At 71.4% G+C, this 1,004-nt stretch carries 1 protein-coding gene; it reads left to right on the forward strand.

Annotation, left to right across the window (positions count from 1 at the left end):
* A partial coding sequence (locus APM_RS13110) for an FUSC family protein (RefSeq protein ID WP_007423848.1) occupies positions 1 to 1,004 on the forward strand: 1,004 nt, incomplete at both ends.

Genomic DNA, 1,004 nt, shown 5'->3' on the forward strand with positions numbered 1-1,004 from the left:
GCGCTGGGTGAGGAAATGGCCGCGCGCGGCGCCGACGATCCCGCCGCTCGCCGCGCCCTCGCCGGCATCGGCGACCTGCTGGGAGCGATGGCGCCCGAACTCGAAGCCGGCCGCACGCTGGATACGGCGCCGCTCCGTGCCGGGCTGGAGGCTCTGCGCGGCACGGTCTCCGCGGCGAAGGGCGATCCCGCGCTGCGCCGTCCGCTGGCCGCAGCGCTCGACCGCCTTTCGGTGCTCATCACCGTCTCGAATGCGCCGGGCGTCACGGCCGCCGACGAGATCGTGCCGCCCGACCTGATAGCCACGATCCTTGGCCCGTTGCGGTCCAATCTCAGCCTGGCCTCGGTGCCGCTGCGCCACGCCCTGCGCTCCATGCTGGTCGCAATCCCGGCGCTCGCCTTCGTCGCCTGGCTCGGCAACCCGTTCGGCCATTGGCTCGCCATCACCGTGATCCTTGTGCTGCAGCCGCATTTCTCGGCCACATGGATCCGCGCGATCGAACGCGTCGGCGGTACCGCGGCGGGCGGGCTGGTTGCCGCCGCCATCGGCCTGCTGGTTCACACCAGGCTGGAACTCGCGGTGGCGATGGTGCCGCTCACGCTGTTCGCCTTCGCCGTGCGCGGGGTGAACTACAGCGCCTGGGTCGTTCTGCTCACGCCGATGATCGTGCTGCTGATCGAGCAGATCGATCCGGGGGCGAATCAGTGGGTCGTCGCCGCCTCGCGCGTCGGTTTCACGCTGGCCGGCGGCATCCTCGCGGTTGCCGCCAATCTCGTGCTCTGGCCGAGTTTCGAGGGTAACCGGCTTGGCGCGGCGCGGCGCGACGCCATTGCCGCGCACCGCACCTATCTCGTCGCGACCTTCGCGCATCTAACCGCCGACGCGCCGCCGCCTGAGGCCGCGCGCCGGCAGGCGGGGCTGGCCAGCAACAATCTCGAAGCCTCGATTGCGCGGGTGATGATGGAGCCGCATCGCGACGACGACCCGCTGCTGCGCGCCGCGAT

The sequence above is a fragment of the Acidiphilium sp. PM genome, assembly GCF_000219295.1.
Classification (GTDB): Bacteria; Pseudomonadota; Alphaproteobacteria; order Acetobacterales; family Acetobacteraceae; genus Acidiphilium; species Acidiphilium multivorum.